The 23,446-nt window shown below is 74.9% G+C and carries 20 protein-coding genes; 10 read left to right on the forward strand and 10 right to left on the reverse strand.

Annotation, left to right across the window (positions count from 1 at the left end):
- Positions 1-42: 42 nt before the first annotated feature.
- The 6 genes from ACIP67_RS01170 to ACIP67_RS01195 all read left to right on the forward strand — a co-directional run bounded on the left by ACIP67_RS01170 (position 43) and on the right by ACIP67_RS01195 (position 4,844).
- Positions 43-234 carry a DUF2795 domain-containing protein gene (locus ACIP67_RS01170; RefSeq protein ID WP_385079809.1) on the forward strand — a complete coding sequence of 64 codons (192 nt, stop codon included), beginning with the start codon at positions 43-45 and terminating at the stop codon, positions 232-234.
- 118 nt (positions 235-352) lie between these two features.
- Entirely contained in the window at positions 353-1,846 is a 1,494-nt protein-coding gene (locus ACIP67_RS01175) for an acyl-CoA synthetase (protein WP_401685496.1), read from the forward strand.
- A gap of 327 nt (positions 1,847-2,173) precedes the next feature.
- Positions 2,174-2,416, forward strand: coding sequence for a DUF397 domain-containing protein (locus tag ACIP67_RS01180; RefSeq protein ID WP_385077596.1), 243 nt, complete (start codon positions 2,174-2,176; stop codon positions 2,414-2,416).
- 188 nt (positions 2,417-2,604) lie between these two features.
- Positions 2,605-3,510, forward strand: a complete 906-nt coding sequence (locus ACIP67_RS01185; protein WP_401685499.1) for a universal stress protein — start codon at positions 2,605-2,607, stop codon at positions 3,508-3,510.
- A 41-nt stretch (positions 3,511-3,551) separates the two neighbouring features.
- Positions 3,552-4,151: a CGNR zinc finger domain-containing protein gene (locus ACIP67_RS01190; protein ID WP_401685502.1), complete on the forward strand. Its 600-nt coding sequence runs from the start codon at positions 3,552-3,554 to the stop codon at positions 4,149-4,151.
- 195 nt (positions 4,152-4,346) lie between these two features.
- A complete protein-coding gene (locus tag ACIP67_RS01195; protein WP_389522817.1) occupies positions 4,347-4,844 on the forward strand; it encodes a hypothetical protein in 498 nt (165 codons plus the stop codon).
- 4 nt (positions 4,845-4,848) lie between these two features.
- On the opposite strand, the gene ACIP67_RS01200 is transcribed toward ACIP67_RS01195, so the two are convergent.
- On the reverse strand, positions 4,849-6,843 hold the full coding sequence (locus ACIP67_RS01200) for an N-acetylmuramoyl-L-alanine amidase (protein WP_401685505.1): 1,995 nt from the start codon (positions 6,841-6,843) through the stop codon (positions 4,849-4,851).
- Positions 6,844-7,535: 692 nt separating this feature from the next.
- Complete coding sequence (locus ACIP67_RS01205) at positions 7,536-8,678, reverse strand: aminoglycoside phosphotransferase family protein (protein WP_401685508.1); 1,143 nt, start codon at positions 8,676-8,678, stop codon at positions 7,536-7,538.
- A gap of 232 nt (positions 8,679-8,910) precedes the next feature.
- Here ACIP67_RS01205 and ACIP67_RS01210 point away from each other — a divergent pair, with 232 nt between their 5' ends.
- Positions 8,911-10,410 (forward strand): hypothetical protein, encoded by a 1,500-nt coding sequence (locus tag ACIP67_RS01210; protein WP_401685511.1) that lies wholly within the window; start codon positions 8,911-8,913, stop codon positions 10,408-10,410.
- Between the two features lie 111 nt (positions 10,411-10,521).
- On the opposite strand, the gene ACIP67_RS01215 is transcribed toward ACIP67_RS01210, so the two are convergent.
- Entirely contained in the window at positions 10,522-11,940 is a 1,419-nt protein-coding gene (locus ACIP67_RS01215) for a PP2C family protein-serine/threonine phosphatase (protein ID WP_401685514.1), read from the reverse strand.
- Between the two features lie 426 nt (positions 11,941-12,366).
- Between ACIP67_RS01215 and ACIP67_RS01220 the strand changes: the two genes are divergently transcribed.
- Positions 12,367-12,789, forward strand: a complete 423-nt coding sequence (locus ACIP67_RS01220) for an SsgA family sporulation/cell division regulator (RefSeq protein ID WP_401685517.1) — start codon at positions 12,367-12,369, stop codon at positions 12,787-12,789.
- Positions 12,790-12,823: 34 nt separating this feature from the next.
- Here the strand turns inward: ACIP67_RS01220 and ACIP67_RS01225 are convergent, their stop codons facing one another.
- The 4 genes from ACIP67_RS01225 to ACIP67_RS01240 all read right to left on the reverse strand — a co-directional run bounded on the left by ACIP67_RS01225 (position 12,824) and on the right by ACIP67_RS01240 (position 18,509).
- Positions 12,824-13,837: a Gfo/Idh/MocA family protein gene (locus tag ACIP67_RS01225; RefSeq protein WP_401685520.1), complete on the reverse strand. Its 1,014-nt coding sequence runs from the start codon at positions 13,835-13,837 to the stop codon at positions 12,824-12,826.
- A 115-nt stretch (positions 13,838-13,952) separates the two neighbouring features.
- A complete protein-coding gene (locus tag ACIP67_RS01230) occupies positions 13,953-15,047 on the reverse strand; it encodes a chemotaxis protein (RefSeq protein WP_401685523.1) in 1,095 nt (364 codons plus the stop codon).
- A 321-nt stretch (positions 15,048-15,368) separates the two neighbouring features.
- Entirely contained in the window at positions 15,369-16,886 is a 1,518-nt protein-coding gene (locus ACIP67_RS01235) for a glutamate synthase-related protein (protein ID WP_401685525.1), read from the reverse strand.
- On the reverse strand, positions 16,887-18,509 hold the full coding sequence (locus ACIP67_RS01240) for an alpha/beta fold hydrolase (RefSeq protein ID WP_401685527.1): 1,623 nt from the start codon (positions 18,507-18,509) through the stop codon (positions 16,887-16,889). It lies immediately after the preceding gene.
- 337 nt (positions 18,510-18,846) lie between these two features.
- Here ACIP67_RS01240 and ACIP67_RS01245 point away from each other — a divergent pair, with 337 nt between their 5' ends.
- A complete protein-coding gene (locus ACIP67_RS01245) occupies positions 18,847-19,608 on the forward strand; it encodes a chaplin (RefSeq protein WP_401685530.1) in 762 nt (253 codons plus the stop codon).
- Between the two features lie 67 nt (positions 19,609-19,675).
- Here the strand turns inward: ACIP67_RS01245 and ACIP67_RS01250 are convergent, their stop codons facing one another.
- The 3 genes from ACIP67_RS01250 to ACIP67_RS01260 form a co-directional block, all read right to left on the reverse strand.
- A complete protein-coding gene (locus ACIP67_RS01250) occupies positions 19,676-20,152 on the reverse strand; it encodes a nucleoside deaminase (protein WP_401685533.1) in 477 nt (158 codons plus the stop codon).
- A gap of 317 nt (positions 20,153-20,469) precedes the next feature.
- On the reverse strand, positions 20,470-20,910 hold the full coding sequence (locus ACIP67_RS01255) for an SPW repeat protein (protein WP_401685536.1): 441 nt from the start codon (positions 20,908-20,910) through the stop codon (positions 20,470-20,472).
- 456 nt (positions 20,911-21,366) lie between these two features.
- On the reverse strand, positions 21,367-21,981 hold the full coding sequence (locus ACIP67_RS01260; RefSeq protein ID WP_401685539.1) for a sigma-70 family RNA polymerase sigma factor: 615 nt from the start codon (positions 21,979-21,981) through the stop codon (positions 21,367-21,369).
- A gap of 137 nt (positions 21,982-22,118) precedes the next feature.
- Between ACIP67_RS01260 and ACIP67_RS01265 the strand changes: the two genes are divergently transcribed.
- Entirely contained in the window at positions 22,119-23,252 is a 1,134-nt protein-coding gene (locus tag ACIP67_RS01265) for a MerR family transcriptional regulator (protein WP_401685542.1), read from the forward strand.
- Positions 23,253-23,446 lie beyond the last annotated feature (194 nt).

Genomic DNA, 23,446 nt, shown 5'->3' on the forward strand with positions numbered 1-23,446 from the left:
ACGGAAAGACCGCACGTATGCACGGATGACAGGGAGGCTGTCATGGCGGACCTGAGCCCCATCGACCTGCAGAAGGCCCTCAGCGGCATGGACTACCCGACGGACAAGCAGCACCTGGTGGAGCGTGCCCGTCAGAACAAGGCCGACGACAAGGTCGTCAGCCGCCTCGACGGTCTGAAGCAGGACCACTTCGACGGGCCCAACGAGGTGCAGAAGGCCGTCTTCAACCAGTAGCCCACGGGAGCGGAGTCCGCGGCCGGCCGACGGACCGCCCTCGGCCGGCCGCGGAACCCCGGTATCCCGGGCGCCGCCCGCTTGACCCGCCCGCGTCGCCCCCCGAGGATCCTGTGTCATGACGCCAGGACACGGCAGCACGGTCGACGGGGTGCTGCGGCGCAGCGCCCGACGCACCCCGGCACGCGTCGCGGTCGAGTACCGCGACCGCACCTGGACCTACGAGGAACTCGACGAGGCCGTCTCCCGCGCGGCGGCCGCCCTGCTCGCCCTCGGCCTCGCCCCCGGCGACCGGGTCGGCGCCTACGGCCACAACTCGGACGCCTACCTCGTCGCCTTCCTCGCCTGCGCCCGAGCCGGCCTGGTGCACGTCCCCGTCAACCAGAACCTCACCGGCGACGACCTCGCGTACATCGTCGGCCAGTCGGGCAGCGCACTGGTCCTCACCGACCCCGACCTCGCGGACCGGCTCCCCGACGGCGTACGGACCCTGCCGCTGCGCGACAGCGACGACTCGCTCCTTTCCCGGCTGGCCGGCGCCCCGCCGTACGACGGCCCCGAGCCGCGCGGCGAGGACCTGGTCCAGCTGCTGTACACCTCGGGCACCACGGCCCTGCCCAAGGGCGCGATGATGACCCACCGTGCCCTGGTGCACGAGTACCTGAGCGCGATCACCGCCCTCGACCTCAGCGCCGGCGACCGGCCCGCCCACTCCCTGCCGCTGTACCACTCGGCGCAGATGCACGTGTTCCTGCTGCCGTACCTCGCCGTCGGCGCCACCAACATCGTCCTGGACGCGCCGGACGGCGACCGGCTGTTCGACCTGATCGAGGCCGGCCGCGTCGACAGCCTCTTCGCCCCGCCGACCGTGTGGATCTCCCTCGCCAACCGCCCCGACTTCGCCACCCGCGACCTCGACGGGCTGCGCAAGGCGTACTACGGGGCGTCGATCATGCCGGTCCCCGTCCTGGAACGCCTGCGCGAACGCCTGCCCGAGCTCGCCTTCTACAACTGCTTCGGGCAGAGCGAGATCGGCCCGCTCGCCACCGTCCTCGCTCCCGACGAGCACCAGGGCCGCATGGACTCCTGCGGCCGCACGGTCCTCTTCGTGGACGCCCGGGTCGTCGACGACGACGGCGAGGACGTGCCGGACGGCACACCCGGGGAGATCGTCTACCGCTCCCCCCAGTTGTGCGAGGGCTACTGGGACAAACCCGAGGAGACCGCCGACGCCTTCCGGGACGGCTGGTTCCGCTCCGGAGACCTCGCCGTGCGCGACGCCGACGGCTACTTCACCGTCGTCGACCGGGTGAAGGACGTCATCAACTCCGGCGGCGTGCTGGTCGCCTCCCGCCAGGTCGAGGACGCCCTCTACACCCATGAGGCCGTCGCCGAGGCGGCCGTCGTCGGCCTGCCCGACGAGAAGTGGATCGAGGCGGTCACCGCGGTCGTCGTCCCCCGGGGCGAGGTCACGGAGGACGACCTCATCGCCCACGCCCGCGCGAAGCTGCCCGCCTTCAAGGCGCCGAAGCGGGTGCTGTTCGTGGACGCGCTCCCGCGCAACGCCAGCGGGAAGATCCTCAAGCGGGAGCTCCGGGACCGGCTGGGCTGAGCCGCCTGCCGCCTGCCGCCTGCCGCCTGCCGCCTGCCGCCTGCCGCCTGCCGCCTGCCGCCTGCCGCCCGCCGCCCGCGCCCGTCACCGCCGCCGCCCGCGGGCGGAGGACTCCGATCGTTCGGTCGCCTGCCTCGGGGGCGATGATCCGGACGGCGCCGCGCCCGGGCGGGCCTCGGCGACGCCTGCGACGGCGCGAGGCTCTCTCCGCGCGACGCGTGGGCGCCCGTTCCCCGGACCGTCGCAAGGTCCCCCTCATGTGCTCTGTCCGCGTCCATGACCGATCGCTAGGCTGGCCGCGGACGACGAACCGGGAGGAGCACGGACGTGGCCGAGAGCACCATCCAGCAGCAGCCGCTCGCGGGCTGGGAGAAGCCGGAGCTGGACCTCAGCAGGGCCGAGTGGCAGTCCAGCAGCAGAGGCCGGGGGGATGTCCAGATCGCCTTCGTCGAGGGCTTCGTCGCGATGCGCAACAGCGGTCGCCCCGAGAGCCCTTCCCTGATCTTCACACCCGCGGAGTGGGGCGCCTTCGTCTGCGGCGCCCGGGAGGGCGAGTTCGACCTGACCTAGGGCGCCCCTGACCCAGGGCGCCCCAGCCCCGGCCGGTCCGGCCCGCCGCCACGGGCCGAACCGGCGGTGTTCCCCCTCGTTTTCCGGACACGCGACCCCGGGGACCCGGGCCGGGCCCCCGCCTGGGCCAGGCTGGCCCCAGCAGGACGAAAGACGTGTCCCGGAGGTGAGGACCAGAGGTGAGGACCATGAGCACTCTGCCGGTCGTCGCGGCGGTCGACGGCTCCGAGAACAGCCTGCGCGCCCTCGACTGGGCCCTGGCGGCCGCCCGCGGGCGCGGGGCTCCGCTGCGCGTCGTGCACGTGCGCCAGTACGCCGTCTGGACCCAGCCCGGCGCCCCGGTGGTGGTGCCCCCGCCGCCGGACGAGGACCCGGTCCTCGCCGACGCCCGCGCCCGGCTGGCGGGCGCCGCGGACGGGACGGACCTGGAGTACGTCGGCCTGGACGGCGCGCCGGGCGCCCTGCTGGCCGAACTCGGCGCGGAGGCGGAACTGCTCGTCCTGGGCTCCCGGGGCCGCGGTGGCTTCACCCGGCTGCTGCTCGGCTCCAACGGCCTCACCGCCGCGCGGGACGCCGAGTGCCCGGTCGTGGTCGTCCCCCCGCCCGGACGCGAGGCGGACGGCCCGCACCCCGCGCCGGAACCGGGGCCCCGCGTGGTCGTGGGCCTGAAGACGGACGGCCCCGACGACGCCACCCTCGCCTTCGCCTTCACCGAGGCAGCACTGCGCGGCGCACGCCTCCAGGTGATCGCCGCCTACCCCTGGCCCGTGCAGACCTGGGCCGCCCCCGGCGAGCTGATCGCTCCGGTCGTCGAGCAGGAGGCCGTCGAGCACGAGACCCGCGTCCTCGTCGACGGCTTCCTCACCGCGCACCGGGAACGCCACCCCGGCGTGCGCGCCGAACCCCACCCCGTCGCCGGTGACGCGGCCGGACACCTCGTCGCCGCCTCCGTCGACGCCGAGTTGGTCGTCGTCGGCCGCCACCGCCGCCGCCTGCTGGCCCCCGCCCGCATGCTGGGCTCCGTCACCCACGCCGTCCTGCTGCACGCGGCGAGCCCGGTCGCGGTCGTGCCCCCGGCACCGGGGGAGGAATGACCCCCGGGGTGACGCACTCCGGTGGACCTATCATCGGCCGCATGCAGGACGCGACCCACGGCGCCACCCGCCTCGCCCTCGACCTGGCGCTGACCATCCGGCACGACGGCCACGGCGGGGTCGCCGACGACCTGGCCGACCCCGCCGCACTGACCGCCTGGGTGGCGGCCCACGCCGAGGACCTCCCGGACACCGCCGGACGGACCGTCGACGCGACCGCCCTCGCCGCCGTCCACGCCCTGCGCGCCGCCGTCCGCTCCCTCTTCGCCCACGCCGTCCGCCCCGCCGAGCCCAGCCCCGCCGACGCGGCCCGCCTGCCGCCGCTGCCCGAGGCCCTGCGCCGGCTGAACGCGGCCGCCGCCCGCACCCCCACCGTCCCGGTCCTGCGGTGGACCGAGGACACCGGCCCCGTCGTCGACCGGCGGCCCGTACCGGACGGCGATCTCACGGCCGCCCTCGCCCAGGCCGCGATCTCCTTCCTGACCGGCCCGGACCGGCAGCGCCTGCGCGCCTGCCACGCCCCGCGCTGCGTCCGCTACTTCCTCAAGGACCACCCCCGCCAGGAGTGGTGCAAGCCGTCCTGCGGCAACCGCGCCCGCGTGGCCCGCCACCACGAGCGCCACCGGAAGACCGTGGGCTGACCCCCCCGGGGGGAGGGACGGCCCAGCGGGACGGACGGAAAGGGACGGAAGGGACGGACGCCGTCAGCGACAGCCCCTCGTCACCCCGCCCCTCCACGACCGGCCCCACCCCTCCGCCCGCGCCCGGCGGTTCCGCGGCCCATCGCCCCCGTGACCTCGCGCCCATCGCCGAACTGCACCACGTACCATGGCCGCATGTCGTTCCTCCGCCGCCGCAGCGCCACCCCCGCCGGGCCCGACTTCGACGTACTGGCCATGGACCCGGGTGACTGGCCCGGCAATCTCGGCGCCGGGCTGCTGCCCGCCCCCGACGGCACCTGCCAGGGCGTCTTCCTGCGCTACGACCTCTTCGGCGGCCGAGGCCCCGCGATGATCATCGGCAACCTCCCGGCGGGCTCCCCCGCCCGCGAGGTCCCGGAGGGCCAGGTGCCCTTCGAGGTCGCGCAGCTGCTGCTGGCACTGGAGAACGACGAGGAGGTGACCGTCGTCGGCACCGAGGACATGCCGGTGATGCAGGGCGACAACCTTCTGATCGTGCGCCGCCTCAAGCTCTCCGAGAGCCGCATCTCCTGCGTCCAGTTCGACCGCAGCGACAACGTCCTCGTCACCATCGCCGCCTGGGACCGCCCCATCACCGACGACCTGTACGCCCTGCTGAAACCGCTCCCGGCGGAGCTCTTCCAGCAGGGCTGACCGGTCAGGAGGCCGACACCCGCACGTCCGCCGCCCGGACGAACGCGACCCGGTGGCCGTACTGGATCTCGTAGTACAGGTCCTTGCCGACCACCACCCGGTGCGTGTCGGCCGCGAAGGTGACCGCGTAGTAGTACTCGCCCGGCACCGTGCCGCCGACGACGTACTTCTGGCCCTTCGGCAGCCGGTACGGCAGCGCGGAGACCGCCTGCGCCGGGACGCCCGCCGGATAGGCCGCCGCCTCCGGATAGGCCCGCCCGTAGACCGGGACGCTGTCCACGCCGTCCTTCGGGGTGACCACCGTGCCGGAGGCGGGAACGGCCGTCGGCTGCTGCGCCGGGTTGCGGAACCAGGCCTTCTGGCCGAGGTACCAGATCGCCGTCCAGTCCTCCCACCGGTCGGCCACCGCGTACTGCTGGCCGGTGGACGCCCGCGAGGACAGGTCGTTCACGCCCGTGCCCGGCGTCGTGCCCAGGCCGATGTCCTTGATCAGGGGCGCGGTCCCGGAGTGGTCGGAGTACAGCCGGACCTCGCTGGAGCCGTGTGCCGCGCACGGCCCGCCCGGGGCCGTGCAGCCCGTGTACACGGGCTGGTTGGCCGCGTACTCCGGCAGGATCGTCACCAGCGAGCCGTTCTGGCCGGCCGTCGCCTCGAAGGGACGGCCCAGCAGCTCGAAGTAGTGCCGCCAGTCCCAGTACGGGCCGGGGTCCGTGTGCATCCCCGGGACGCTCGCCGTCGTCGGGCCGGGCACGGTGTCGTGGCCCAGGATGTGCCGGCGGTCCAGGGGGACGCCGTACTTCGCGGCCAGGTACGCCACCAGGCGCGCCGACGACCGGTACATGGCCTCCGTGTACCAGGAGTCCGGAGCGGCGAGGAAGCCCTCGTGCTCCAGACCGATCGACTTGGCGTTGACGTACCAGTTGCCCGCGTGCCAGGCGACGTCCTTGCCCTTCACGTGCTGGGCGATGTGGCCGTCGGTGGAGCGCAGCGAGTAGTTCCAGGACACGTAGGCCGGGTCCTGGACCAGGTCGATGACGCCCTCCCAGCCGCCCTCGGTGTCGTGCACGACGATGTAGTCGACGGACTGGGACGCCGGACGGTCCCCCGTGTCGTGGTTGCCGTAGTCGTTGTCGCCGAACTGCTCGTAGGGCGCCGGGATCCACTCGCAGGAGACGGTGCTCGGGCACTCGGTGCCCGCGGCGGACGCCGTGCGCAGACCGATGTGCCGCAACTGGTCGGTGCGCGGCCGCACCCGCGGCTGCGCGGGCAGCGCGACCCACTGGCCGGCGTCCGTGGTGCGCTCCGCGCCGGTGCGGATCACGTCGTACACGTCGTTCGCGTAGGCGGCGCCCGTCGCGGTGTCGTCGGCGCCCGAGAAGTACGCCACCGCGCCGTACCAGTCCGCCGGGTCGGCGCTCAGCGGCTCGCCCAGGTCCCGCTGGGCGGCGGCGAGCAGGGCGGCGCCGCCGGCCACGTTGGCCATGGGGTCGGTGCGCAGGTCCTCAGGACGCAGACCGGTCAGCTCGGCCGCGCTCAGCAGCGTGTTCAGCCTCGGCGGGATCTCGGCGTCCTCGGGGAGAGCCGTCCGCGGACGCAGCGGCGGACGGGCGTCGTCGCCGCGGGCGTCCTCGGTGCCCTCGCTGTGGTGCGGGGCCGAGGTCAGGGCGGAGCGGGCGTCGGTGAGGTGCATGGGGCCGTAGCCGCCGGTCACGCTCGGCGCGCCGGCGTGCCCGTCCCAGCGGGACTGGAGGTAGGAGACGCCCAGCAGCACGCTCTGCGGCACGCTGTACTCGGCGGCCGCGGTGCTGAACGCCCGCTGCAGCAGCGTCGCGGACGCGCCGGCCGCGCCCATGGAGCCGGTGGAGCCCGTGGACTCCGTGGCGGGGGAGGCCGCGCCGAGCAGCGGCAGCAGCAGGGCCGCCGACGCCACGGCGGCGGTGGCCCCGCGGGCGCCTGCGGAACCGGGCACTGGTCGAGGATGGGTGACGGATCTTCGCAATGCGGCCTCCTGGGACGAACGAGCGGGGCGGGGCGTGCGGGGCCGGCGCGAGGCAGGGGTACCCGCTTGCCGACGGTCCGTCAATCATGCCCATCAGGAGACGATTTCCCATGTCAACAGGGGTTCGGCGAGTTTCGTGGCGGCGGCCCGCGGGCCTGCGGCGCGTCAGAGGAGTACACCGATGGGCGAGCGTGCCTCGCCGGGCGGCCGTGGCCTCGGCGGAGCGCTTCACCCGGGCGGTGGCACCCCTCCCGAGCCCCTGGAGCGGTTGGCCGCGCCATTCGCGCGCGCGTGGTGGCCGCCTCGCCATTCACGAGCGCGTGGTTGGGTGGCCGCCTCGCCATTCGCGAGCGCGTGGTTGGGTGGCCGCCTCGCCATTCGCGAGCGCGTGGTTGGGTGGCCGCCTCGCCATTCACGAGCGCCCGGTTCGGTCTGCCGCGGCGCCACCCGCTAGCGCCCGGCTGGGTGGCCGTCGCGCCACTCCCGAGCGCCCGGTTCGGTGGCCGTCGCGCCACTCCCGAGCGCCGGGATCGGTGGCCGCCGCACCACTCGGAAGCGCCCGCAGCGGGTGGCCGTACCATCTGGAAGCGTCCCGTGGGCGGCCGCAGCGCCTGGGATACCCCGGGGGGCGGTCCGGACATGCGAAGGCCGCGGGGGCCGCCGCTCCGGCGGCCCCCGCGGCCTTCTCCCCCTCAGCGAGTGCCGACAGCCGCCCGCACGGCCCGCCGGGCCAGCTGGCAGTCGTCGTGGAGCCGCCGCAGCAGCAGCCGCTGTTCCTCGCCGGACTGCGCGGTCGCCGGATGGGCCGTGCCCGGAGCCGTCGGGGCCGTGTCGTGCATCGAACGCTGCACGGCCGTCTCGTAGGTGCGGATCTCCCGGGTCAGGACCAGCATCAGGTTCACCAGGAACGCGTCGCGCCAGGCCGGACCGGCCGACTGCGCGATCTGGCTGATCTGACGGCGCGCCACCGGCGCGTCCCCGAGGACCGACCACAGCGTCGCCAGGTCGTAGCCCGGCAGGTACCAGCCCGCGTGGTCCCAGTCCACCAGCACGGGACCGGCCGGTGACACCAGGATGTTCGACAGCAGGGCGTCGCCGTGGCAGAACTGGCCCATGCCCTGACGGCCCGCGGTCGCCGCGATGCCGTGCAGCAGCTTCTGCAGGTCGCCCAGGTCCCGGTCGGTGAGCAGGCCCAGCTCGTGGTAGCGGGAGATGCGGGCCGCGTAGTCGAGCGGTGCGTCGAACGTACCCCCGGGCGGACGCCAGGCGTTGAGCCGGCAGACGGCGCCCAGCGCCGCCCTGATGTCCGCGCGCGGCGGTGCCTCCGCCGGGTGCCGCTGGAGTGCCGCCGCCCGTCCCGGCATCCGTTCGACGACGAGCGTGCAGTTGTCCGGGTCCGCCGCGATCAGTCGCGGCACCCGCACCGGGGGGCGGTGCCGGACGAACGTGCGGTAAGCGGCTATCTCGTGGCGGATCCGTTCCGCCCAGACGGGCGAATGGTCCAGTAAACACTTCGCGACGGCCGTGCTGCGTCCGGTCGTACCGACCAGGAGGACGGAGCGGCCGCTGCGGCGCAGCACCTGCACCGGGGCGAACTCCGGGCAGATGCGGTGCACCGACGCGATCGCCGTGCGCAGCTGGGCGCCCTGGGGGCCGGACAGGTCGAGTCTCCCGCTGAGCGGTGGGGCGCCGAGACCCGCGGGACGCCGGCCGCCGCGGCCCCCGCCGGGTGCCGGGGCCGCCGACCGTGCGGGGTCGAGGTAGGGGCCGCCGCCACCCGGGCGGGGAAGCAGCGACCGGGGCGGGGCGGACACGGAGGACGATGCTGCGTACATGGGGGAGACAGATCCCTTCGTGTGCCTGCTGTGTCAAAGCGCTGCCCGGCCCGGTCTCCCGGGTGCACCCTGGGGAATGTCCCCCGGAGACCGGGTCGGGGTGGCGCGTTCCTACCTGACACCCGTAGCCCGGTGGCACACCATCTGGCGGACCCTGGCGAAACCCTGGCGAATAGTCCCTCGGCACTGTCCCCGGGCTACTGTCAACTCAGCCGAGAACCTGGGGGCTTACGTGAGCGGACAACCCAACACCCGGCTCGCGGACCTGTTCGGCCTGGCCGGCTGGTCCAAGGGCGAACTCGCGAGGCTGGTCAACCGGCAGGCGGCGGCCATGGGCCATCCCCAGCTGGCGACGGACACCTCGCGGGTGCGGCGGTGGATCGACACGGGAGAGATCCCGCGCGATCCGGTGCCGCGGGTGCTGGCGGCCCTGTTCACCGAGCGACTCGGCCGTGTCGTGACCATCGAGGACCTCGGTCTGGTACGGCACGGGCGTACGGGGAAACGGCAGGGCGGCGGGAGCGCGGATCCTCCCGACGGCGTGCCGTGGGCGCCCGAACGGACTGCCGCGGTCCTCACCGAATTCACGGGAATGGACCTCATGCTCAACCGACGCGGCTTGGTGGGCGCGGGTGCCGCGCTCGCCGCGGGATCAGCACTCAGCACGGCCATGTACGACTGGCTGCACACCGACCCCACCCTCTCCGCCGACGCTCCCGTCATGGACCACCCCCTCGCGCACGCCGACTCCGCAGGATTCGACCGCTACGAGGCCGCCCCGATCGGGACGGAGGAGGTCGACGAACTGGAGCGCTCGGTCGAGGTGTTCCGGGCCTGGGACGCCGCCCGTGGCGGCGGGCTCCAGCGCAAGGCCGTGGTGGGCCAGCTCAACGAGGTGGGCGGCATGCTCGCCTACCGTCACCCACCCCATCTCCAGCGGCGCCTGTGGGGCGTCGCCGCCAACCTCGCCGTCCTCGCGGGCTGGATGTCGCACGACGTCGGCCTGGAGCCCACGGCCCAGAAGTACTTCGTCATCGCCGCCCATGCCGCGAGAGAGGGCGGTGACCGCCCGCGGGCCGGAGAGGCGCTCTCCCGGGCGGCCCGGCAGATGGTGCACCTCGGCCGGCCCGACGAGGCCCTCGATCTGATGAAGCTCGCCCAGTCCGGCTCCGGTGACGAGGTGCTGCCCCGTACCCGGGCCATGTTCCACACCGTGGAGGCCTGGGCGCAGGCGTCGATGGGCAAGGGCCAGGCCATGCGCCGCACCCTCGGCCGGGCGGAGGACCTGTTCGTCTCCGACCGCGACGACGCCAGGACGCCGTCGTGGATGCAGACCTTCAAGGACGAGGACCTGTACGGCATGCAGGCCCTGGCCTACCGCACCCTGGCGGAGTTCGAGCCGGGCGCGGCCGCGCACGCCCAGTACTACGCGGAGAAGGCGCTGTCGCTGCGGATCGACGGACGGGAGCGGTCGAAGATCTTCGACCATCTGTCCATGGCGTCGGCCTGCTTCATCGGGGACGACCCCGAGCAGGCGGACCGGTATGCCCGGCTGGCCCTGATGTCGATGGGGTCGAACTCCTCCCGCCGCACCTGGGACCGGCTGCGCCAGATGTACCGGCTCACCGCGGAGTACGCCGACTCCCCGGGGATCGGCGAGCTGCGCGAGGAGATCCGGCAGGCGCTGCCGAAGGCGAGGGGAGGGCGGGGCGGGAACACCACTCCGGCGTAGCCGTCGGCAGGGGCTCCGGCCCGTCGTACCCCGGTCCGGTGGCGAGGGTGCCCGTGGGTCCGTCGTCGCGGTCCCGGTGCGCCAGGTGACGTTATGCCAGGCGTCGTTGCGTCAGGCGTCGTACGGCGTCACCCGGGCGACGAGCACACAGGCGTCGTCCTCGCGGTCGCTCGTGCCGAACTCCTCCACGACCATCCGTACGCAGTCCCGTGCGGTGGGCGTCGCCGCGAGACGCGGGGCCAGGTCCAGCAGCAGAAGGTCCGTGTCGGCCCCGCGGCCATCGCCGGGTACCAGCCCGACGGTGTGCAGGAGAAGGAGGTCGCCCTCTTCGAGGGTCTCCTCGGCCTGTCCGTAGACGGCGCCGGGGGTGGCACCGAGGAGGGCGCCGGCCGGTGCGTCGAGCCGGCGTCCCGTCCCGTCGCGGAGGAGCAGCGGGGCGGGGTGTCCGGCCCGCGCCCAGGTGAGGGTGCGGGTCTGCGGCCGGTAGCGGCAGCAGACGGCGCCGGCGAGGGCGGGTCGGGTGCCCGCGTCGAGCAACTGGTTGAGCCAGGACATCAGCTGGGCCGGGCGGGTGCCCGCCATCGCCATGCCGCGTAGGGCGCCCAGCGTCATCGCCAGTGTGGGAGCGACGTCCGGGCCCTGGCCGGTGAGGTCGCCGACGCTCAACAGCATCTCGTCGTCGGCGAGTTCGAGCGCGTCGTACCAGGCGTCGCCGATCGGTGAGCCGGTGTGGGCGGCCAGGTGGTGGGCGGCGACGTCGAGACGGCGGGGGCCCTGGTGCGCGAGCCGCAGGAGACCGCGCCAGGGCGGCAGCGCGGCTTGCTGCAGTTCGACCGCGACCCGGCGCTCGGTCTGCGCCTGCCGCCGGTGCCGGTGCAGTGAGTCACGGGTCTCGCGCACCGCCCGCTGGCCGCGGCGCAGTTCGCCGACGTCCCGCAGCACGGCCCACATGGCGGCGGTGCCGCCGTCGGCGTCGAGGACGGGCTCGCCCATCATGTGCACGGACCGGACCTCGCCGTCGGGCCGGACGATCCGGAACTCGCCGTCGATGGGCCGGGCGTCGACGAGGCAGCCGGTGACCATCGCGGTGAGCCGGGGGCGGTCCTCCTCCAGGACGAGCGAGGGCAGTTCGTCGAGGGTGAGCGCGGGGGTGGCCGGGTCGCGGCCGACGAGCCGGTACAGCTCCGGGGACCATACGGCGTCGTCCGTCAGCAGGTTCCACTCCGCGCTGCCGACCCGGCTGCGCGGCGCGCCGCGTCGGGGAGGGGGCGGCGCCGGGGTCTCCGCCGCCGAGGGCGGGCCGTCCCGGAGCTCGGCCAAGTGCGCGTCGAGGTCGTTGAGCTGGTGCAGCGCCAGGTCGTAGAGCGCGCGCTGCCAGCGTCCCTGCGGGCCGGTTCCGTCGCTGTGCGCGTCCCTCCGTACGGCGTCGACCTCGCCCCTGAGCCGTCGCGTCTGCGTGATCAGCGCGTCGACCGGGCCGCGACCCGGCGGCTGGGCGGCGGGGCGGTCCGCAGAGAGAGGGGGCGGCATGACGCACTCCGATGCGGGGGCGGGACGACCAAGGGGGACGGAAGGGGCCGTTACGACTCTTGCACAGCCCGCGACGCCGTGTAAGGGATTCGGCAAGACACGACCCGGTGATGCGTCTGGCATATGCCACAGTCTTCACGGAGGCATGTCCCGGTGCGGTTGAGGTAGGCGGATCTCGGGTGCAAGTCGTAGGCGGGGTAAGCGACTTGGGGGACCTGTCGGATCGCGCGGCGGAGGTCATCCGGGTGTTCGACGGTCGTGTGTTCCATGCTGCGGGGCCTCATGGAGCCGATGCGTGCGGACGTGACGCAGCTCACATCAATTCATCATCGCTTCCGCGTAATGCGAAGCGCCCCTGCGGGGTCCTACAAGCAGCACGCCCGACCGGCCGACCTCTCAAACCCCTCACCGCCGCGGAGACCGCCCATGGATTTCGCCCCCGTCACCGTCCAGCAGCCCGCCCGCGCAGAGCTCATCACCTCGCAGGAGCGGGAACTGCCGGTTCCCGTCACCCTGCGCTACTCCTCCGACGACCCGCTCGCCGTGCACCTCGACTTCCCGCCCGAGGCGTGCCTGAAGGACGAGGCCGTCACCTGGACCTTCGGGCGCGCCCTGCTGGCGGAGGGACTGGACGGGCCGGCCGGCCGGGGGGACGTGCAGATCTGGCCGTGCGGCCGGGCCCGTACGGTGCTGGAACTGCACTCGCCGCTCGGACTGGCCCTGCTCCAGTTCGACACGGCCGCCCTGCGCCGGTTCCTGCTGCGCAGCCACGCCGTGGTCGCGGCGGGGCGGGAGGACGTCGGCGCCGCGATGGACCGCGGGCTCGAAACCCTCCTCGGCAACGTCTGAGATGTGCGAGCCGCCCGGCCCCGGTCCCCGGCCGTCAGCCGTACAGGGCCGGACGCGGGGCGAGGCCGACGTCCACCCGTGTGCCCGTCTCCGACGCCCGGACCCCGCCCTCGGCGACCACGGCGGCCGCGTATCCGTCCCACGCGCTCGGACCGGTGACCGTGCCCCGCCGCACGGCGTCGACCCAGGCCTGCACCTCGCGGTCGTAGGCGTCGACGAACCGGACCAGGTAGTCCTGCGGTACGTCCGTGCCGGCCGCGCCGCCCGCCGTCACGAGCATGCCGTGGTCGTCCCCGATGCGGGCGCTGCCCGCCTCGCACACCGCCTCGCAGCGCACCTGGTAGCCGAAGCCGGAGTTGACGAACACCTCCACGTCGACCAGGGCGCCGCCGTCGGTCTCGAAGAGCACGAACTGCGGGTCGGCCAGCCCGTCCGGGGCGCCGGACGAGGGACGCGGCCGCAGCACCGTGACCGCCGTCAGTTCCTGGCCCAGCAGCCAGCGGGCCGCGTCGATCTCGTGCGACACGGAGCTGTCGATGAGCATGGCGCTGGTGAAGCCCGGCGGGGAGGAGACGTTGCGGTGGGTGCAGTGCAGCATCAGCGGCCGGCCCAGCCGCCCGTCGTCCAGCAGCGCCTTGAGCCTGCGGTACTCGGCGTCGTAACGCCGCATGAAACCGATCTGGGCCAGCCGCCGGCCGAGCCCCGTCTCCGCCTCCAGGACGCGCAGCGCGCCGGCCGAGTCCGGCACCATGGGCTTCTCGCACAGCACCGGCAGACCGCGGGCGAACGCCGCGAGCAGCGCCTCCTCGTGCGCCGGACCGGGAGAGGCGATCAGGACGGCCTCGACGCCCGGGGCGTCCAGCGCGGCCTCCGCCTCCGTGTGGGTGAAGACGCCCGCGATCCCGGCGACGGCCTCCTCGGCACGGGCGGAGTCGACATCGGCCACCGCGGCGACCCTGGCGCCGCTCACCACCCGGTCGAGCCGGCGTATATGGTCGGCGCCCATGTGTCCGGCGCCCAGGACCGCCACACCCAGCAGGTCACCCACGTGCGTTCTCCCTCCCCGACGGTGATCACGCCGTAGCGTACGCCGCCGGGGAGAACGCCGAGGAGGGCTGCCCCGGTCGCCGGGAGGGGCGCCTCGGACGAGGGGGAGGGCCGCCTCAGTAGCGCAGCACCCCCGCGATGCCGTGCGCGTCGCCCAGGGCGCCGTCCGGGACGAAGTGCACCTCGGCGCCCGTCTCCAGGCACTGCTCGACGATCTCGTCGACGATGTCCTCCCGGGAGTCCAGGTCGCCGCCGCCCGCCGGGATGAGGTGGTCGCCGTCGTCGCGGACCGTGACGCGGTAGTTCTCCTCGACCGCGAGCAGCCGGACCCGGCCCTCCCGGGCGCTCCGCCAGACCTCGTCGACGCCCGCCGCGAAGGTGCGCTGACCGCGCGCCGTGTCCAGCTCCCGGCCCACCGCGGCGGTGTCCCGGCGGGTCTGCGCGTCGTGCAGCGGCCGTACGGCCTGCCACACGGCCTCGGCGGAGCCCTGCGCGAGACCGCCGTGCCGCACGTGCAGCGCCTCCCGGGCGACGCCGCCCGACTCGTCCAGGAGCGAGAGCGCGGCCTCCTCACCGGTGACGTACAGCGGCCGCGGGTCCTGGCGCAGCAGCCGGGCCATGGCGGCGTCGGCGTCGCGCAGGAAGCGGCGGGTGTCCTCGTCGCGGTAGGTGCTCGGCAGGTCGCCGATGCGCTCCATGCGCTCGGCGTCGAAGTTCTCCCGGCTCCGCACCAGCGGGAAGCCGCCGGTGCGGACCTCGGCGACCCGGTCGGCGCCGCCGTTCCACAGGGTGACGCGGTCGGGGGAGAGGGACAGCACCCAGAACGGCCGCTCGGCCGCCTGGGCGGAGACCAGGTTGCGGGTGAGGAAGGTGTCGGAGAGGACGACGCGCTCGGGCACGGGGCGGCCCAGGGACCACACCTGGTGCTCACCCGGCGCGGCGAAGATCACCAGGCCGTCCTCGGCGTGCGTCAGATCGACCTCGGCGAGGGCCCGGTCGAGCTGTCCGGCGACATCGGCGCGCCGGTCGCGGGTGACCGACGGATCGGCCTCCAACTGCTTCTTGGCCTCGGCCACGACATTGCGCAGCCGCACCCGGTCCTGGGCGTTGTCCGGTTCACGGCGGTGCGTCGGGGTCAGCACGGACACCGCGGGGTAGGGGCGCGGACGGCGCAGTTCGGAGAGGGTCGCTGGGCTGAGTGCGTGCTCCATAGCAGCACGATAGGGCGGATTCGCGTGACGGGCATTCGGGGCACTGGGGGATCTGTCGGGCGGGGCGTGCCCCGGCCGTCGGGGGCTCTTGGTGCCTGTCGGGGGCTCTCGGCGCCGCCCCGACGCCTTCCAGCCTGTGCGCTTCCGCCGCCGCTCGCTCTCTGCCGTGTGTTTCCGCCCCCGCTCTCTGCCGTGTGCCTCCGCCGCCTACTCTCCCCGCGCGCTCGCTCTCCCCGCGCGCTCGCTCTCCCCGCGCGCTCGCTCCCCCCGCTCTCCGTTACCCCGCTCTCCGCCGCGGGCGGCGGCGGTGACGGCGGCCGGTCACCGGCCCCGGTCGAAGGCGTCCGCGTCCCCGCGCGGAACGGGCCGGCCGAAGGCGTCCGGGTCCGCCGTCTCCCAGTCCGGCGCCCATGCCTTCGGCGGCCCGGCGAGGAGTTCGCCCGGCTCCAGCCACGCGTACAGCTCCGCGTAGGACCGGAGCGTGCCCGGCCCCGTGCGCCGCACCAGGTGGGCGGGGGTGAGGCCGGCCGGGTCCGGTACGCCCATCGACGCCATGACGCGGACGGCGCTGCGAACCGTGGCCCGCTGGTAGCGCTGGACCCGGAGGGACCCCTCGCCCACGTGCAGGGCGCGCGCCCGCAGCGGGTCCTGGGTGGTGATGCCCGCCGGGCAGGCGCCCGTGTGGCAGCGCCGGGCCTCGGCACAACCGAGGGCGAGCATCATCGCGCGGGCCGCGTTGGTGTAGTCGGCGCCTTGGACGAGACGCCGGACGACGTCCGGGCCGGTGGCCACCCGCCCGCTCGCCCCGATCCGGACCCGGTCCCTCAGACCGGACCCGACCAGCGCGTTGTGGACCGTGATCAGGCCCTCGGTGAGCGGCATGCCCAGCCGCCCGGCGGACTCCGCCGGCGCCGCGCCCGTCCCGCCCTCCGCCCCGTCCACCACCACGAAGTCCGGCGCCACGCCCTCCGCGAGCATCGCCCTGCACACCGCGAGGACGTCCCGGCGCGAGCCGACACACAGCTTGAACCCGACCGGCTTGCCGCCCGCCAGCTCCCGCAGCCGCGCCAGGAACAGCACCAGTTCCCGCGGGGTCGAGAACACCCGGTGGCACGGCGGTGACACCACGGTCCCGCCCACCGGCACCCCCCGCTCCCGTGCGACCCCGGCGCTCACCTTCACTCCCGGCAGGACCCCGCCACCCCCGGGCGCGGCCCCCTGGGAGAGCTTCAGGCAGACGCACTTCACCTCCGGGAGCGCCGCCTTGTCCGCGAACTCCCGCGCGTCGAAGCCCCCGTCGCCGGTCCGGCAGCCGAAGTACCCCGTCCCGATCTCCCAGATCAGGTCCCCGCCCCCGCGCAGGTGGTGCTCCGACAGCCCGCCCTCCCCGGTGTCCTGCGCGAACCGTCCCAGCCGCGCGCCCCGGTTGAGCGCGAGGACCGCCCGGGGCGACAGTGCCCCGAAGCTCATCGCGGACACGTTCAGCAGCGCCATGTCGTACGGCTGGCGGCAGTCGGGCCCGCCCACCCGCACCACCGGTGCCTCCTCGGGCGGCTCCACCGGGCGCAGGGACGGCACGAGGAACTCATGGCCCTCCGCGTACACGTCCACGTCCCCGGCGCGCTCCCGGACGACGGCCCGCCCCCGCCGCAGCCGCCCGGTCAGGGGCCGCCCGCGCAGCACCGCGTCCCGGCGCTGCGCCAGGTCCCGGCAGCCCAGCCCCGTCAGCGCCAGCAGCGGACCGGCCGCCCACCACCAGCCCGCCGACAGGACGGCCGCGGCCGTGGCCGTCCCGGCCGCGCCGGCCGCGACGAGCAGCAGCGGCAGGTACCGGAGCACTCAGCCGTCCTCGTCCGCCCCGCACGAGCTGCCGCTCGGCGGGAGCGAGCCGTACAGCAGGAAGTCGTCGACCTTGCGGTGGACGCACTTCGACGAGCCGTACCCCGTGTGCCCCTCGGCCCGGTTGTCCAGCACCACGGCCGACGACCCGAGGCGCTTCGCCGTCTCCACGGTCCAGCGGTACGGCGTCGCCGGGTCGCCGCGGGTCCCCACGAGCAGCATCCTCGGCGTGTCGAGGTCCTTGACCTCGTCGCGGATGTAGTCGGTGCCCTCGGGACGGCCGTAGCACATCAGGACCTGGGTGAGCCGGTACCGGCCGAAGACCGGCGACGCCTTCTCGTAGACGGCGCGCAGCCGCTTCAGGTCGGCGGTGACCTGGGCGGCGGTGGGGCGGTCGGGGTCGTCCGCGCAGTTGATCGCCATCAGCGCCGCCGGGAGGTTGTCGAGGGGGACGTCCTCGGCGTGCGTCGGCTGCCCGGCGTTCTCCGGCTTCCCGGCGGGTCCGGCGCCGCCGCCCGGGCCGCGGAACGGCAGCCCCAGGCCGCCGGTCGCGAACGCCATGACGCCGCTGGTGTCCCCGTGCTCGACGAGCTGCGCCAGCGCCCGCTCCAGGGACGGCCACAGCTCCTTGCTGTACAGCCCCTGCCCGAGGGCGCCCACCAGGTCCTGCCCGGTGAACCAGTCGCCGAAGTCGGTCGCCACCGGGTCCTCGTCCAGCGAGCGGACGAGCCGTACGACCTCCTCGCGGGCCCGGCGCGGATCCTGGCCGAACGGGCACGCGATGTCGTCGGCGCACCAGCCGACGAAGTACTCCAGTGCCCTCTGCTGGCCCCGGGCGCCCACGACGCCCTGTTCCGCGAGCGGCTCGGTGAGCGTGTCCACGCCGTCCATGACGAGCCGGCCCACCCGGTCGGGGAACTGGGCGGCGTACACCGCGCCGAGCCGGGTGCCGTAGGAGAACCCCAGGTAGTTGAGCTTGTCGTCGCCGAGCGCCGCCCGCATCACGTCCATGTCCCGGGCCGCGTTCACGGTGCCTATGTGCGGCAGGACGGGCCCGGAGTGCTCGGCGCACGCGGCGGCGGCGTCCTTCAGCCGCTCCAGCAGCACCCGAGGGTCGGAGGCGTCGGCCGGGGTGTTGTCGAGGGCGGCGAGCGCGTCCTCCTCGCCCTCCCCGCAGCTGACCGGCGCGGACCGGCCGACGCCCCGGGGATCGAAGGAGACCACGTCGTAGCCGTCGGTGAGACCCATGAACTCCTTGCCGCCGTAGGCGAGACCGGCGACGCCCGGGCCGCCCGGCCCGCCGAAGTTCAGCAGCACCGAGCCCCGCTTGTCGCCGGTGGCCCGGTAGCGGGCGAGCGCCAGGTCCAGGGAACCGGCCCCGGGGTGCGCGTAGTCCAGGGGGACGGCCACCTTGCCGCACTCCAGATCGTCGGGCATGCCCTCGCCCTCGCACGGCTGCCAGGTGACCTTCTGGTCGTAGAACCGTGACAGACCGGGGTGGCGGTCACCGTCCGTGTCCGCGATCGCGGTGGGCGGGCCCGCGCCCAGCAGGGTGACGGCTGCGGCGGCGACGGCGAGCGCGCGGCGCCGCGGCACGGGCCGCCCAGACAGCTTGGCCAGCATCAGTGCCTCCAAGGGCGCCTCACGGCGGACCGTGCGCCGACGCCCCCGCCCACGATAGGCGGGGCCCGCGGGGGCCGCCTCCGGACGGGTGGCGGCCCGCGCGGTGGCCATCCCGCGCCCGTCGCGGGCCGCCGGGGGAGGGGGCGCGCGAACCGCCGTGGCAGGGGGCGCGCGGGTTGTCGGGGCAGGGCGCGCGGGCTGTCGGGGCAAGGTGTCGTGTGTTCGACGAGGTGACACCCAATGGGGTGAAAGACCGAATAGGCATAACTCGGACGGTTCGTCCGCGTTCTACGGGGTGCGGGCGAGCGCCCGCGACATGTCTGGAAGGCAGGGACCCATGAGACGGGTTACCCGAAACGGTGTGATCGCCGTCGCCGCCGCATCGGGCGCGATGGCCATGACGATGCCCGCGTTCGCCGACTCCGCCGCGAACGGCACGGCGGCAGGCTCGCCGGGGGTGATCGCCGGCAACACCGTTCAGGTGCCGGTGCACCTCCCGGTGAATCTGTGCGGGAACACCGTGAACGTGGTGGGCTTGCTGAACCCCGCCGCGGGCAACACCTGCGTCAACGAGGGCTCCGGCCACTCCGGCGCGAAACCGGGCCACGGCGCGAAACCGGGCGGCGGCGCGAGGCCGGGCCACAGCACGAAGCCGGGCGGCGGTGCGACGGCGACCAGCAGCACGGCGCACTCCCCGGGCGTCGTCTCCGGCAACGGCGTCCAGACGCCGGTCGACCTCCCCGTCAACGCCACCGGCAACAGCGTGGACGTGGTCGGCATCCTGAACCCGGTGTTCGGCAACGAGTCCGTGAACACCTCGGGCGGGGAGCCCGCGCCCCAGGCGGAGCCGGCGCCGGAGCCGCCGCGGAACACGCCGCCCGCCGCGTCCCGGCCGGGCCCGACCGGCCCGAAGACGGTCCCGGCGGCCCGGGCGCCCCAGGCCCCGGCGCCCCAGGCACCCGAGGTGCCCGAAGCGGTCGGCGAGTCCCTCGCCCGGACGGGCGCGGACGCCACCGTCCCCGCCGCCGTGGGCAGCGCGGCCCTGGTGCTCGGCGGAGCACTCCTGTACCGCCGGTACCGGCCGGGCGTGCGGCGCTGACCCCGCTCTCCACCGAGGGCGTCCACCGGCCCGCTCCGGGCGGGCGGCGACCGTCACGCCCCCGCCCTCAGGCGCCGTGGAACCGCCGGTGGAGCCCCCGTACCTCCTCCGCCAGCCCGGGGACCGGTCCCTCCACGGCCACCCCGGGCGCGACCTCCTGGACCGGCAGGGCCCGTACCGGGGCTGCCGGTACGCCCCACTCGGCAAGCCAGGCGGCGAGCTGCGCGGAGGAGGCGACGTACACGATGCGGCCGAGGCCCACCCAGGCGTGGGCGGCCGCGCACATCGGGCAGTGTTCCCCGGAGGTGTAGACGGTGGCCGCCGCCCGCTCCTCGGGCGAGAGCCGGGCCGCGGACCAGCGGGCCAGCTCGAACTCGGGGTGGCGGGTGCGGTCGCCCGACGCCACCCGGTTGCGGTCCTCGGCGAGCACCGTGCCGTCGGCGCCGACCAGCACCGAGCCGAACGGCTCGTCCCCGGACCGGAGCGCTTCGGCGGCCAGCTCGACGCACCGGCGCACGTACGGGAGTTCGTCGTCCTTCACCATCGTCCACGGACCTCCTGGCCATCGGGTGTCGCCGATCTTCGCCGACCAGCCTAGGTCCTGGCGTCACCTTCCCGTCGTCGCCCGAAGGGCGGCCCTGCGGGTGCCGGCCCGGACTCGACGCCGCACCACCCGACGGGGTCCGCGTGCTGCCCGTCATCGATGTGGCGGGCGTCGGCCCCGGACACGGTCGTCGCCGTCGTCGCCGTCGCAGGGGTCGCGCCGCCGCCGAGCGCGGCTACCGGTACCTCCAACCAGACGCCGACGTGAGCCGGCCGGCCCGCTCGCGGACCGGCCGGCTCGCCTCCCGTCCTGCGGGGTCACCGCTTCGGGACGCTCTTCGCCGCCGTACCGGCGCACATCAGCCCCAGGATCAGGGCCAGGGCGCCGATGACGATGTTGTTCACGATGACACCTGCGTCCGGGCTGTCGCCGACGACCCACGGGGCGATGATCATCCAGATGCCCAGAGCGCACATGGCCCAGCTGAGGCCGTACATGCGGGCCGGAGCCGCGGTGAACCCGAGTGCCAGCAGACCGATGGCTATGCCGATGATCAGGTTGTGCGCCACGAGCGCGGGCTGGCTGGCGGTGTAGTGCAGTATCCACGGGGATACGGCGCAGTACAGACCGAGCAGGAACACCGGTCCGTCCACGAGCGCCACATCACGACCACCGAGCATGCGTTCGTACCGTGCGCGCATCTCGGATACATCGGGGTGAGTCGACATGTCGCCTCGGGTGGGCGAGACGTTGGCCATGACTCGTCTCCTTTGACTTGCAGGCCTGACCGCGTCTGGCGCGGTGTGCGGTAAGCGCCGCGCAGGTTCATTCTGCGCTTATTTGCCCTTTATGTGTAGAGGTCAGGGTGGGGGCGGATACCGCGACACGGGCGTGTGCCCGGGGTGCCTGCGGGGTGTGCTGGGCTGGGGGGTGTGCTGGGGGTGTGCTGCGAAGGGGCTCGCCCCCGGAGGGCACCGACACTCTCCGGGGGCGAGGGGGGAGCGGGGCCGCGCTCCCGCCCGCGGCGCCCGAAGGGGAGCGGGCTGCCGCGCGAAGGGCTTCCGGTGCCGGACGCCCTCCGGATGCGCCGGACGCGGGGTTCCACCCGGGTGGCGGTCCTTCGGCGCGCGCAGCGTTCGTGCGTCGATAACGTCTGCGGGGCCCGGGCGGCCGGGGAGTCCTCAGCCGCGCGGCGCTCGTGCGTGAGCCGTACGTCAGCCGTACGTCTCGTTCTCCAGGCGGCGTCGCAGCTGGTGCATGCCGCGCCGGGCATGGCTCTTGACCGTGCCCAACGGCCAGCCGGTGAGCGCCGCGATCTGGGTCTGGCTCAGGTCTCCGTAGAAGGCCAGCCGCAGCACCCGCCGCTGGGGCGCGGGCAGCCTGGCGAGCTCGCTGCGCAGCACGACGCGGTCCAGGACCGTCTCCGGGCGGTCGCGTCCGGGATCGGCGAGGGCGAGGACGGAACCGGCCGAGGCGACCAGGTTCCCCCGGCGGGTGCGGGCCGCGAGGGCGTCGGCGATCTTGCGCCGGGTGATGCCGACGATCCAGCCGCCGACCGCGCCGCGCTCGGGCCGGTAGCCCGCGCGACCGCGCCATACACCGAGGAACACCTGCTGGGTGACGTCCTCGGCCTCCTTCGCGTCGCCCAGCGAGCGCCAGGCGAGCGTGTGCACCAGGGTGGACCAGCGCCGGTACGCGGCGGCGAGGCACGCCTCGTCGCCCGCGACGAGGCCGCGCGCCAGCTCCTCGTCGGGGAAGTGGTCCGCGTCGACGACCCGTGCCGGAGCCGTGGGGGCGGGCGGGGCCGGAGCGATGGTCGGCGGGCTCATGGCGGCGGCTCCTCACGTCGGGCGGCCTGTCGTCGGGCCGGTGCGGACGTTCGTCCGGGGCGTCCCGGTGCCGTCATCGTGCGAGCTGCCGCTGCGGTGCCTCAACGTGCGTCGATAGTGCGTCGTATCGTCGTCGTATGAGCGAGTTCCCGAGTCCCGAGGACGCCGGCCTGACCACCGGTGCCCTGGCGCGACGCCTGGGCGTGGCGCCCACCACGCTGCGTTCCTGGGACCGCCGGTACGGCATCGGCCCCGCCGTCCGCGCCGACGGCCGGCACCGCCGTTGGCGGCCCGACGACGTGGCCGTACTGGAGGCGATGTGCCGGCTGACGGCCGCGGGAGTACCGCCCGCCGAGGCCGCGCGGGCGGCGCGGGAAACGGTGCGGGCGGCGCGGGAAGAAGGGGGCGAGCCACGACCGGTGCCGGAGGGGGGCGGGGCGGGGCCGGTGCCGCCGGGCGGGGCCGGGACCGTCGACGTGCCCGCGGCCGGGACCGCGGCGGCTGGGGCCGAGGCGGGCGGCAGTGCACCGGCCGGGCCGGAGCCGGCCGAAGTCGGCCGGTCCCGCGCGGCCGGCGCGCTGCCGTTCGGCGGTGACGTGCGCCAGGAGTGCCGGGGACTGGGCCGCGCCGCCGTACGGCTCGACGCGCCGGCCGTCGAGGAGCAGCTGGCCGCCGCCGTCGAGCGGCACGGACTGACCGTCGCCTGGCAGGAGGTGATGGTGCCGACGCTGCACGCCGTGGGACGCAAGTGGGCGTCGTCCGGCGACCGGTACGTCGAGGTCGAGCACCTGCTGTCCTGGCACGTCTCCACGACCCTGCGACGCGCCACCAGGCCGCCCGCGCCCGGGGACGGGGCGGGCGCGGCCGCGCCGGTGCTGCTGGCCTGCGTGCCCGGGGAGCAGCACACCCTGCCGTTGGAGGCGCTCAACGCGGGCCTGAGCCACCTGGGGCTGCGCACCCGCATGTTCGGCGCCGCCGTGCCCGCGGAGGCGCTGACGGCCGCGGTCCGGCGCCTGGGGCCGTCGGCGGTCGTCCTGTGGGCCCAGGCGCGCTCGGCGGCGAGCGTGGCGCTCGCCCGCCACGTCGCCGACACGCGGTGGGGCGTGCACGGGGCGCGGCGCCGGCCCACGGTCGTCCTGGGCGGCCCCGGCTGGGCGGGGCGCGCGGCGCACGGGATGCCGCGGCCCGCCGGGCTGCGCGAGGCCCTGGAGGTGCTGGCCGGCGCGCATGCGCGCGGACCGGCGGCCGATGCCCCGTTCCCGCTCGGCTGACGCCGCGGGCGATGCTCCGCGCTCGCCTGCCGGGCGATGCTCCGTGCTCGCCTGCCGGGCGATGCTCCGTGCTCGCCTGCCGGGCGGTGGGGTGCCGACGGCTGTTGCGGCTTGCCTGGCGTCGGGGTGGGGTGCCGACGGCTGTTGCGGCTTGCCTGGCGTCGCGGCGGGGTGCCGATGTACCCGCTCGCCCG

The organism is Streptomyces sp. NPDC088812 (assembly GCF_044750285.1).
Taxonomy (GTDB): domain Bacteria; phylum Actinomycetota; class Actinomycetes; order Streptomycetales; family Streptomycetaceae; genus Streptomyces.

Excerpts from the sequence above, each read along its gene's own strand:
- ACIP67_RS01170 (WP_385079809.1), top strand. The coding sequence starts at position 43 with ATGGCGGACCTGAGCCCCATCGACCTGCAGAAGGCCCTCAGCGGCATG.
- ACIP67_RS01175 (WP_401685496.1), top strand. The coding sequence starts at position 353 with ATGACGCCAGGACACGGCAGCACGGTCGACGGGGTGCTGCGGCGCAGC.
- ACIP67_RS01185 (WP_401685499.1), top strand. The coding sequence starts at position 2,605 with ATGAGCACTCTGCCGGTCGTCGCGGCGGTCGACGGCTCCGAGAACAGC.
- ACIP67_RS01190 (WP_401685502.1), top strand. The coding sequence starts at position 3,552 with ATGCAGGACGCGACCCACGGCGCCACCCGCCTCGCCCTCGACCTGGCG.
- ACIP67_RS01195 (WP_389522817.1), top strand. The coding sequence starts at position 4,347 with ATGTCGTTCCTCCGCCGCCGCAGCGCCACCCCCGCCGGGCCCGACTTC.
- ACIP67_RS01205 (WP_401685508.1), bottom strand. The coding sequence starts at position 8,678 with ATGTACGCAGCATCGTCCTCCGTGTCCGCCCCGCCCCGGTCGCTGCTT.
- ACIP67_RS01215 (WP_401685514.1), bottom strand. The coding sequence starts at position 11,940 with ATGCCGCCCCCTCTCTCTGCGGACCGCCCCGCCGCCCAGCCGCCGGGT.
- ACIP67_RS01220 (WP_401685517.1), top strand. The coding sequence starts at position 12,367 with ATGGATTTCGCCCCCGTCACCGTCCAGCAGCCCGCCCGCGCAGAGCTC.
- ACIP67_RS01230 (WP_401685523.1), bottom strand. The coding sequence starts at position 15,047 with ATGGAGCACGCACTCAGCCCAGCGACCCTCTCCGAACTGCGCCGTCCG.
- ACIP67_RS01240 (WP_401685527.1), bottom strand. The coding sequence starts at position 18,509 with ATGCTGGCCAAGCTGTCTGGGCGGCCCGTGCCGCGGCGCCGCGCGCTC.
- ACIP67_RS01245 (WP_401685530.1), top strand. The coding sequence starts at position 18,847 with ATGAGACGGGTTACCCGAAACGGTGTGATCGCCGTCGCCGCCGCATCG.
- ACIP67_RS01250 (WP_401685533.1), bottom strand. The coding sequence starts at position 20,152 with ATGGTGAAGGACGACGAACTCCCGTACGTGCGCCGGTGCGTCGAGCTG.
- ACIP67_RS01255 (WP_401685536.1), bottom strand. The coding sequence starts at position 20,910 with ATGGCCAACGTCTCGCCCACCCGAGGCGACATGTCGACTCACCCCGAT.
- ACIP67_RS01260 (WP_401685539.1), bottom strand. The coding sequence starts at position 21,981 with ATGAGCCCGCCGACCATCGCTCCGGCCCCGCCCGCCCCCACGGCTCCG.
- ACIP67_RS01265 (WP_401685542.1), top strand. The coding sequence starts at position 22,119 with ATGAGCGAGTTCCCGAGTCCCGAGGACGCCGGCCTGACCACCGGTGCC.